Source organism: Nocardiopsis salina YIM 90010 (assembly GCF_000341025.1).
GTDB lineage: Bacteria > Actinomycetota > Actinomycetes > Streptosporangiales > Streptosporangiaceae > Nocardiopsis > Nocardiopsis salina.
The window spans coordinates 128,754-138,612 of the sequence record NZ_ANBF01000124.1; the positions used below are offsets into that span (position 1 = coordinate 128,754).

The 9,859-nt window shown below is 69.3% G+C and carries 11 protein-coding genes, 1 tRNA gene and 1 pseudogene; 8 read left to right on the plus strand and 5 right to left on the minus strand.

What is annotated here, in order from left to right; genetic code table 11:
* Positions 1-114: 114 nt before the first annotated feature.
* From D474_RS0114170 to upp, 4 genes and pseudogenes are all read right to left on the minus strand, one after another.
* Positions 115-624, minus strand: a complete 510-nt coding sequence (locus tag D474_RS0114170; protein WP_026118481.1) for a PH domain-containing protein — start codon at positions 622-624, stop codon at positions 115-117.
* A 15-nt stretch (positions 625-639) separates the two neighbouring features.
* Positions 640-804, minus strand: a complete 165-nt coding sequence (locus D474_RS32720) for a hypothetical protein (RefSeq protein WP_017614217.1) — start codon at positions 802-804, stop codon at positions 640-642.
* Positions 805-994: 190 nt separating this feature from the next.
* The gene (locus D474_RS0114180; protein ID WP_017614218.1) at positions 995-1,237 is read right to left on the minus strand and encodes a hypothetical protein; all 243 of its coding nucleotides are present in this window, start codon (positions 1,235-1,237) and stop codon (positions 995-997) included.
* Between the two features lie 410 nt (positions 1,238-1,647).
* Positions 1,648-2,267: pseudogene (gene upp / locus D474_RS28770) on the minus strand (uracil phosphoribosyltransferase).
* 358 nt (positions 2,268-2,625) lie between these two features.
* Here upp and D474_RS0114190 point away from each other — a divergent pair.
* The 8 genes from D474_RS0114190 to D474_RS0114225 all read left to right on the plus strand — a co-directional run bounded on the left by D474_RS0114190 (position 2,626) and on the right by D474_RS0114225 (position 9,442).
* Positions 2,626-3,126, plus strand: coding sequence for a tRNA adenosine deaminase-associated protein (locus D474_RS0114190; RefSeq protein WP_017614219.1), 501 nt, complete (start codon positions 2,626-2,628; stop codon positions 3,124-3,126).
* Between the two features lie 42 nt (positions 3,127-3,168).
* The gene (locus D474_RS0114195; protein ID WP_017614220.1) at positions 3,169-3,657 is read left to right on the plus strand and encodes a tRNA adenosine deaminase-associated protein; all 489 of its coding nucleotides are present in this window, start codon (positions 3,169-3,171) and stop codon (positions 3,655-3,657) included.
* 4 nt (positions 3,658-3,661) lie between these two features.
* Positions 3,662-4,141 carry a nucleoside deaminase gene (locus D474_RS0114200; RefSeq protein WP_017614221.1) on the plus strand — a complete coding sequence of 160 codons (480 nt, stop codon included), beginning with the start codon at positions 3,662-3,664 and terminating at the stop codon, positions 4,139-4,141.
* A 10-nt stretch (positions 4,142-4,151) separates the two neighbouring features.
* Positions 4,152-4,239 (plus strand) — tRNA-Ser (locus tag D474_RS0114205).
* Positions 4,240-4,522: 283 nt separating this feature from the next.
* Positions 4,523-6,004 (plus strand): hypothetical protein, encoded by a 1,482-nt coding sequence (locus D474_RS0114210; protein ID WP_239647074.1) that lies wholly within the window; start codon positions 4,523-4,525, stop codon positions 6,002-6,004.
* A gap of 1,276 nt (positions 6,005-7,280) precedes the next feature.
* Entirely contained in the window at positions 7,281-7,652 is a 372-nt protein-coding gene (locus D474_RS34425; RefSeq protein WP_449289354.1) for a glycosyltransferase, read from the plus strand.
* A 9-nt stretch (positions 7,653-7,661) separates the two neighbouring features.
* Positions 7,662-7,967, plus strand: a complete 306-nt coding sequence (locus D474_RS0114220; RefSeq protein WP_017614224.1) for a hypothetical protein — start codon at positions 7,662-7,664, stop codon at positions 7,965-7,967.
* Between the two features lie 134 nt (positions 7,968-8,101).
* Complete coding sequence (locus D474_RS0114225; protein WP_017614225.1) at positions 8,102-9,442, plus strand: flavin monoamine oxidase family protein; 1,341 nt, start codon at positions 8,102-8,104, stop codon at positions 9,440-9,442.
* A gap of 267 nt (positions 9,443-9,709) precedes the next feature.
* Here the strand turns inward: D474_RS0114225 and D474_RS33385 are convergent, their stop codons facing one another.
* Positions 9,710-9,835, minus strand: a complete 126-nt coding sequence (locus tag D474_RS33385; RefSeq protein ID WP_275040794.1) for a hypothetical protein — start codon at positions 9,833-9,835, stop codon at positions 9,710-9,712.
* Positions 9,836-9,859: the final 24 nt, after the last annotated feature.

Sequence of the window (9,859 nt, forward strand, 5' to 3'; positions counted from 1 at the left end):
TCAAAGTGAACGGAAGGTGAACGAGGAGCGAACCCGTGCGACCGGTGCGGAAACGACGAGAGCACCCGCCGCAGCGGGTGCTCTCGTCATCGCTCTCGTGCGTGGAGGAAGGCCTCACTCCTTGAAGATGAGCCCCACGACCTCCAGGTAGAGCTGTTCCGGGTACGGGATGAAGTTGATCTTGCTGAGAGCCTGGTCCTGACCGGCCGACTCCATCACGAACGTCCCGTAGCCGAGGAAGCGGCCGACCAGGGTGCGCTCGAAGCGCATGTCGGTGACCTTGCCGAGCGGCATCATGTTCACCTGCCGGGTGATGAGGCCCGTGGTGAGCAGGAGCCTCGCCGAGGTGATGACGAAGTAGTCCACCGACCACTCGGCCACCCGCCACACGAACCACACCAGGATCAGCAGCCACAGCCACCAGATGATGGCCAAGCTCGCCGTGCTGTCGGCGATCGCCGTGTTGCTGAGGATCCCGGCCACGATCAGGGCGGCGAGCACTACGCTGATGGGCCCGATGAGCACGGCAGGATGCCTGCGGATGGTCACCACGTCCTGCTCATGGGGGAGCAGGTAGCGGTTGACCGAGGCAGGTGCGCTGTTACTCGACGCTACGAGGCGCATGCCGGCCGACCAGCCCTAAGGAAGCAGCGCGTTGACGAAGCGGGACATCGCTTCCGCGCCGCCCATGAGCGCGTCGAGGCCGCTCTGGATCACCCCGGCGGCGCTCTCCGGCTGCGTGAGCAGATAGAACGCCACAAAGGCGATGAGCGCGTATCCGCCCCATTTCTTCAACTTCGCCACGTCTGACTCCCCTTGGAATCCACCTGCCCACTGGCCCAGCAGAGATTGTTCCACCGACCATGGTGCCCGTAAAGCCAGTGCTACACCATCGGCGTGGCGTTATGTCGGACGTTCGACGCTTGCCGAAACTGTCCTTTTCCGGTGCTGCTGGTAACCCTGTGAAAGAGGGTCCGTAACCCGTGTGCGCAGGTCAGCGCTGTTCGTTGAGGGCCAGGGCCAGAACCTGCAGATGCTGGCGGGCGATGCGTTCCACCAGCTCGGGCGTGGCGTTCCCGGTGACGTCCTGGGCTCCGTGATGGGCGGCGTTCACGCACCTGGTCACCGTCGCCGTGTGGTGCACACCGTTGAACTCCGATTCCAGCCGGTGGACCACCGGGGCGAAATGCGAGTCGCGGGAGATGTGGGGCGTCGAAGGGGAGGGGTTCTCCGGCATCTCACTCCTTGGGGCTCTTGTGGGGTTTGTTGCGCACCGTATGCGCTTCGGGGCCGTGCGTAGCCCATGGAGGGTTGCTTGAACGTCCGCTGCGAAGTGCGGTCGGTCCCGGGGGAGGAGGTTCGGCTACGCGCTGTGTGGGGTTCTTTTCGGTCCGGCGGGTTTGCCCTGTTAAGGGCGGTTCTCAACCATGATCACTCGTGTCTGTTACGTTCCCATCTCGAATCGAATTCGGCTAATGCAGCAGGGGGTTGCGGTCTGGTTGACCCGCTGCTTCGACCTGGGTCGATGCACGTTACCAGTGTGCCATTACCCGTCTTTCGGGCCTTCATTCACGCGCCCGAAAAATGGACCGAAAAAGCGCCCAACGGGTGACCGCTGGGCGCTCGGAGCGAGGAGGGGCCGTCGGCTCAGTGGCAGCCGTACAGGCGGTCGCCTGCGTCGCCCAGGCCCGGGACGATGTAGNGACCACACGCAGGGTGGCTCCGTGATCGGGGTCGAGCGATTCCTCGAGCTGCTGCTCGACGGCGGTCAGGCCCTCGGGGGCGGCCAGCAGGCAGAGGGCGGTGATGTGGTCGGCCCCGCGCTCGACCAGCAGCTGCAGGGCCGCGGCGAGGGTGCCGCCGGTGGCCAGCATCGGGTCGAGCACGTAGATCTGGCGGCCCGACAGGTCCTGAGGGAGGCGGTCGGCGTAGGTGGCCGGCTGGAGAGTCTCCTCGTTGCGGGCCATGCCGAGGAAGCCGACCTCGGCGGTCGGCAGTAGACGGGTCATGCCGTCGAGCATGCCCAGGCCGGCGCGCAGGATCGGGACGACGAGGGGAGTGGGGCGGGTGAGCTGGGTTCCGGTCGCCCGTGTAAGCGGGGTATCGAGGGTGACCTCGCTCACTCGTACGTCGCGGGTGGCCTCGTAGGCGAGCAGGGTGACCAGCTCGTCGGTGAGGCGCCGGAAGGTCGGGGAGTCGGTCCGCACGTCGCGCAGGGTGGTCAGCTTGTGCGCCACCAACGGGTGGTCGACGACCAGGGTTTCCAAGGCATTCTCCGGTTGAGCTGGGCTGACGGGACGGTGGCTGGGGAGAAATGGGCGTGCCCGAGTCTAAACGCGAGGTCCGTCCGCGCCGTCGCAGCGCGGAGGTCACATGCGTCGCACCACTCCCGTACCGATCGTCCGCACCCCCTGGCAGACAGCAGCGCGCGCCCCTTACCCTTCGGGTCCGGTGGTGGCCTGTGGACGGGGGCGGGCGCACGAGCCCACCCCTGTTCGGGCGCCGCCGAGCACTGATTGTGGACAAGGACGACAGGAGGCGCGGGGTGATCGTTACCATGGCTGTCGCAGGGGCGATCCGGGGTTCCGTCGTCCGCACCGATGCACCGGCCGGGTTGGGGTGGCGATGACAGTACTCGATCATGGTGACGACGATTCGGGCGATTTCGCCGCCGTCGCCTACAGGGAAGAGGAGTACTGGGACGTCGATCTGCTCCCTGTCGCCCTCACCCAGGACCTCAAGGGGCTCATCCACGCCCTGCGTCAGCAACCCAGCATCAGCGGCTCGCTCGGTCTGGTCTCGATCGGCGACGACTTCTTCATCATCGTGCGGGTCTACGGTGAGGAGACCTCCCTCTTCCTCTCCGACGTGACCGCCTCGGTCGACTGGGAGATGGCCCGCGACGTCCTGGACGAACTCGGGATCGACGTCCCCGACGACGACGACCTCGACCAGGTCCTGCCCGCGGGCGACCTGTCGATCGTGGCCGATCTCGGCCTGGACGAGATGGAGCTGGGCGCCCTTGCGGGCGACCTCGACCTGTACCCCGACGAGGTCTTGGCGAGTGTCGCCGAGCGGTTGGGATTCGCCCAGTCCTTCCAGCGTGTCCTTGATGGGATGGGGTAAGGGAGTCCTGGAGTTCACCCCGGCAGAACAGGAGTGCACGCGGTGTCGACCTTCGCAGCCATCTTCGCCCCGGACGGGAAGGTGTGGCGGGGTACCGAGGTCGAGCTCGACGAAGCGGACGTGATCGACGACATCACCGATCTCATGGTCGACTTCGCGGTCGACCGCGGCGGTGACGAGGCCCTCCTCCTGGTTGAGGCCGACGACGAGTGGTTCGCGATCGTCCGGGCCGAGGACGGCGGAGAGGAACCCCGGATCTATCTTTCCGATGCCCGTGTGGTGCACGATCATCCCGTTGCCTCGGTGTTGTCGGAGGCAGGCGGGCTGGGTGCGCCGCCGCCGTCCGAGAGCGCCGGTTCGCGTCCCAACCCGGTCCCCGACGGTGACGGAGACCTCCTCACCGATCTCGGCGTGACCGAGGACGAGCTGCGGGACCTGGCTTCGGGCGGCGGTGTGCTGCCCAGCGATGTGTTGGCCGTGGTCGCCGAGCGGGCCGGGTTCGCCGACCTGCTGGACGGTATGAGGCTCTGAGGCGATGGACCGGGACCTCGTCGACGCCGCCTTGCGCCTGGCCCTGCTGGAAGGTGAGCGTGCGCTGGAGACGGGTGACGTCCCCGTGGGCGCGGTGGTGCTGGGTGCGGACGGCGCGGTCCTGGGTACCGGTCGCAACGAGCGCGAGGCGACGGGCGATCCCACGGCCCACGCGGAGGTCCTGGCGTTGCGGGATGCGGCGCGTGTGCGGGGCGAGTGGCGTCTGTCGGGGTGCACCCTGGTCGTGACGTTGGAGCCCTGCACGATGTGCGCGGGGGCGACCGTGCTCTCGCGTGTGGACCGGTTGGTCTACGGGGCGCGCGACGAGAAGGCAGGGGCTGCCGGATCGGTGTGGGACGCGGTGCGTGATCCCCGCCAGAACCATCGGCCGGAGGTGCTGCCGCCCGACCTCGTGGGGGAAGACGTGACGGCCGAGTGCTCCGGTCTGCTCTCCCGATTTTTCGCACGGCGCAGGATCCTGTAGAGTTCCTCTCGGTGGAGTCGCCTAGTGGCCGATGGCGCCCGCCTCGAAAGCGGGTAAGGGGCAACCCTTCGAGGGTTCGAATCCCTCCTCCACCGCCACCAAGCCGCCCCCGGCACTGCCGGGGGCGGCTTTTTTGTGTCCGCTCCGGGCACCGTGCCGTCATCGTGAATTTTGTGCCCCGAGTGGTTACTGTGGGTTTTTGTTCGATTACTCAAGGCAGTAACCCATGATGGGGGGCGTCACAGTATGGCTCTGACATGGGCGGACGGGCTCCGACGTCGAACGCTTCGATTGCGCCGGAGGGTCCCCAGGAAGGCATTGCTCCTGGCGGTGGCGGCCGCGGCCCTCGTTGTCGTCCTCGTCGCTCCGACACCCGTTGCCATGGTGACCGCATTCCTCTTCCCCGCCGCGGGGATCTGGCTGCTCGGCACCGAACTGGCCGCGCTGCGCCGCGAACGCAGGGTGCGGGAGCACGGCCGCCGGCACCGTGCTGAGGAGCGCCGCAGGGAACAGGAATCGGAGAACCGCCTGCGCGAGCTGGAGCACCGCCTGTGGAAGGGGGAGTCGGGGGCCGCGGGCGAGGGGCTGCGCGAGTACGCCCTCGACGCCGTCCACGGGCTCGAACGGCGCTCGCGCGCCCTCGACGACCTGGGTGCCTGGTATGAGCACGCCGGCCACGCGGACCGCGCGCGGCAGGCCCGGCGTTCGGCCCTGCTGACCGACTCGTCACCGCCGAGCTCCGAGCGGGTGAGGTCGGTGCTGGGTGATCGCGGGGAGACCCTGCACTTCGACGTGCTGATGGTCTCGCACTTCGGTCTTCCCGGGGGGACGACGGGCAGCAACGCGCAGGAGATCGAGGCGCAGACCCGCGCCGGGCTGAGGACGGGGCTGCTGCACCACCCCGTCACCGAATGGAACCGCCGGAAGCCCATCAGCCCCAAGATCCTGCGTCTGGTGGACGGGGACCGCGTCCAACTCGTGCACTGGAGCGACCGGATCACCTGCGACCTGTTGATCTTCCGGCATCCGAAGGTCTGCGACGTCATCGCCGACGATCTCCCGGAGGTGGAGGCAGCCCACACCGCGCTGATCATCAACCAGCCCCCGTACCGGTACTACGGAGTGGACGGTGCCGGCGAGGAGATCTGGGACACCGCCCGTGTCCACCGCAACCTGCGGGAGCGTTTCGGGCCGCACACTTGGTACCCGATCGGACCGGCGGTGCGAGACGCGCTCGTGGCCCACCACCTGGGCGAGCTCCCGGACATGCCGCTCGCGTCCTGGGACTGGGTCAACATCATCGACATGGACGAGTGGGCGCGCCCCGAGCCGCGTCCCTTCGACGGAACGGTGCGCATCGGTCGGCATTCGCGCGACCACGTGTCCAAGTGGCCCGAGACCCGCGAGCTCCTGGAGGCCGCCTACCCGTCCGCCGAGGGTTACGAGTACCGGGTACTGGGCGGTGCGGAGAGCCCGGAACGCCTGCTCGGCGGGTTGCCCGACCACTGGACGGTGCACCCGTTCGACAGCGTCCCGGCGCGGGACTTCCTGCACGACCTCGACGTGTACGTGTACTTCACCTCCACCGACTACGTGGAGGCCTTCGGGCGATCGCCCCTGGAGGCGATGGCGGCCGGTCTGCCGACCGTGTTGCCCCGGCAGTTCAAACCGCTCTTCGGTGACGCCGGCATCTACACCGAACCCTCGGGCGTGGGGGCCGAGGTCGACCTGCTCATGACCGATCGGGAACACCACGCGCGCTGTGTCGAACGCGCCCGACAGGTGGTCCGGGACCGGTTCAGCTACGACGCGCACCTGCGACGGCTCGGCGACGTGGGGGTCCGCGCTGTGCGCCCTGTGTGAGGAACCGTGTGGTCCGGCCGCGATGCTTCGATGGGAGACGACGATGACCCCGAATCCGCGAGCGCTGCTCGCCGACCTCCGGCGGCGGATACGCCGCCACGTCTCGATGCGGACGGCTTTCGCCGTGTCCGCCGTGTGTGTGACCCTGCTGGTCGTACTCGTCGGCGGGAGACCCGCGCTCGCCGCGGCCAGCCTGTTCNTGGCCGTGCTGCGCCGGGAGGAACACGCGGCGGCCACGTCCGGTTCCGCCAGCGGCCGCGGCAGAGCCGACCAACAGGCGGTCGATCGGATGCGCCGACACCTGTGGGGCGGGTTCTCCACGACCGCGCTGGCAGAACTACGAGAGTTCTCCGCCGATCCGACCCGCACCCCGGAGTCCCGTGCAGCGGCGCTGTCGGCGGCCGCTGACCGGCACGCGTCGGTCGGTGAGACCGACCGCGCGGGAGCGCTGCGCCACGCCGCCCTGCTCTCCGACCCCCGGCCCCCAGGGCTCTCCGTGCACCCCGAGCCGCTGCCGGACGGCCCCGTCCACGTCGACGTCCTTTTGGTCTCGGACTTCTGCAACCTGGGCGGGACGACGGGCAGCAACCTCCAGGAGGTGGCGGCCCAAGTGGCGGGAGGGTTGCGCACGGGCCTGCTGCACCACCCGTTCGACAACCAGAAACCGGGCAGGCCGGTCAACTCCAAGTTCAACCGGTTCGTGGACGGCGACTGTGTGCGGTACGTGCGCCCGGGCGAGCGGGTGACCTGCGACCTGATGATCGTGCGCCACCCGCGGAGCATCGAGAGCCTGCGCAAGGACCTCACACACGTCACACCCCGAGCCACGAAGCTCATCGTGAACCAGACCCCCTGCCGGTACTACGGGGACGACGGCCCCGGTGAGGTGGTCTGGGACGTCGCCGGGACCCACCGCGTGCTCCAGGACTGGATCGGCGATCACGAGTGGTGCCCGATCAGCCCGTTCGTGCGTCGCGCGCTCCTGGAGCACCACGGCGACGAGCTCGGTCCCGTGCGCCTGTCCGACCACGACTGGACCAACATCATCGACCTGGACGAATGGCGCCGGGAGGGCGGGCGCGAGCCGGACGGGGCGGTGCGGATCGGACGTCACTCGCGCGACCACGAGTCCAAGTGGCCGGAGACGCCCGAGCTGTTGATGTCGGCCTACCCCGCGGGGGAGGGGCGCGAGGTCCACGTGCTGGGCGGGACGTCCGTGCCGCGGCGGATGCTCGGCGGCCTGCCCGAGGGTTGGGTCACCTACCGCTACGACTCGATGCCGATCCCCGAGTTCCTGCGTGATCTGGACGTGTACGTCTACCAGACCTCCTCGGACCTGCTGGAGGCGTTCGGCCGTGCTCCCTTGGAGGCGATGGCTGCCGGGGTGCCGACGGTGCTCCCGCCCAAGTTCGAGGAGCTCTTCGGCTCGGCCGCCGTCTATGCGCCCCCGGGGCGTGTGGGTGAGGCCGTCGACTGGCTCGTGGCCGACCCCCACCGCAGCCGTCACCAGGTGGAACAGGCGTGGGAGGTGTTGCGGGACCGATTCAGCCACCAGGCGCACCTGCAGCGGCTCGCCGCGATGGGTGTGAGGGCCGGCGACCCGTTCCGAGGGGCGGGAACGGTTCCCGGCGGAGTTCCGGGCAGGTGAGGAGGGGACGTGGACGGACAGGTCAGCACGGTCGGACGGCAATTGTGGGGTGTGCGCGACAGTGTCCCCCTCACTCGGGTGACTGCGGTCGGTGGTGTGGCGGGGCTGATGGTGATCCTCTTCGCCGACCTGCGATTCGCGCCGGCCGCCGGGTTCGCGATGGTCGCCCGCGGACTGTTCTGGGTCGGCCGGTCGGTGGTGCGGCTGTGGCACTGGGAGGACGAGGATTCGGTCCGGTCCGGCCACGAGGCGCACCTGCGCCGGACAACCGGGCTCGGCGTGCGCCGGGAACGGGCTCTCCCGGATATCGGTTAATAACGGGCATATATGGAGGTCATTCCTTCTTCCGGTCAGCGTGTGGCGACCGGGAGGCGGATGTTCGCGCGGGAGGATCGGCGCCCTGGAGACCCGGCCGTGAGGCCGCGTTCCGCACGTCTTTGGGGGTAACAGTGGTCGGACGGTACGAACACCACGACGTCGTCGTGGTCGGCGCAGGGTTCGCCGGCCTCAGCGCCGCTCACGCACTGGCCGACGCCGGCCTGTCGGTCCAACTGCTCGAGGCCCGCCCGCGGGTGGGTGGACGCGCACTCACGCGCTACCTGGACGACGGCACCCAACTGGATCTGGGTGGGCAGTGGATCGGCCCCACCCAGATGCGCATCAACGAACTCGTGCAGCGCTACGGAGTGGAGATCTACCCCACTCCCGCGCACGGCGCTCCCGTCAACGACTTCGACGGCGACCGCCGCGAGGACCTGCTCCCGGAGGTCACCGAACTCCTCGGTTCCCTGGACGCGATGTGCCACCGAGTTCCCCCGGAAAGCCCGTGGGAGGCAGAGGAGGCGCGGCAGTGGGATCGAATGACGTTCGCGTCCTGGCTCGACGCCACCGGGCGTTCGGACGTGGCCACCCGGTACGTGGCGCGGGTGATCTCCGGTGGGCTCCTGGCGGGTTCCCCTACTGAGACCTCGGTTCTGGAAACCCTGTTCTACCTGGTCAGCGCCGGCGGTGTGCAGTCGTTGCTCGGGTACGAGGGCGGAGCGCAGGAGAGCCGGGTGGTCGGCGGGGCCCAGGTCATCGCCGACCGGATGGGGGCCGATCTCCCCGAGGGGGTGCTGCGCCTGAACGAGCCGGTCCTGCGCATCGAGTACTCCGACGACGGTGCCCGGGTGGAGACCACCGAGCACGCCTATCGTGCCGACCGGGTCGTGGTCGCTGTCCCGCCGGTGCTTGCGGGGCGGCTGCGCTACGACCCGCCTCTCCCCCCGCTCAAGGACGGTGCCCTGCAGAGGGTTCCCACGGGCACGGCGCTCAAGGTCCACGCAGTGTACGCGGAACCGTTCTGGCGTGATGCGGGGTTCTCGGGCATCTCCACCTCCGCGGGTGGGCTGCTCACCGAGACCGTCGACAACACCCCGCCCGGCGCGCCCAGGGCGGTGCTGACAGCGTTCACCTACGGTGACGAGGCCGTGGAACTGCGCCGCCACGACGCGGCTTCCCGGCGGGCGGCGGTGCTGGAACGGCTGGCGGAGCTCTTCGGCGCGCAGGCCCTGAGTCCGGAGGACTTCATCGAGTACGACTGGCTCGCACAGGAGTGGACCCGCGGGTGCTTCTCCGGCCACCTGACCACCGGCGCGGGCACGACGTTCGGGTCCGTCCTGCGCACACCGGTCGCGGCCCTGCACTGGGCGGGCACCGAGACCGCCACGGAGTGGAACGGCTACTTCGACGGCGCCGTGGCCTCCGGGCGGCGGGCCGCGGACGAGGTCGTCCGGGCCCTGCGTCCGTGAGCGAGGCGCTGGTCGGCCCCGGGGCAGGAGTCCCGGGGCCGACCGCTGTTCAGCCCCGGAACAGGGGGTTGACCGACCTCAGCACGGGCGCCGAGTCCAGCGCTCCGGTGTCGAGCGGTGCGTCGGTACGCACGGCCACGTGTGCGGCCGTCGTCGACCACGAGGGCCTCGTGCACGGCCTCGCTCGGGGCGGGCTTCGGGTCGGGGAGTTCCAACGCCTGTACGGCGCGTGCGGCGACGTCGGCGTCGAGGGGCGGCCCGGCAGCGTCAGGAACCCGCGCCCGATGCGCCCTTCTCCGGTGACTCCCCGGACAGCTCCTCGACGGCGCGGGAGAGCCAGGAGATCCACCCGGCCTCCACGTCGATGCCGCCGAGCAGAACGAGCCGCTGCAGGCGTTCCTGCTGTGTGGCGGGGCC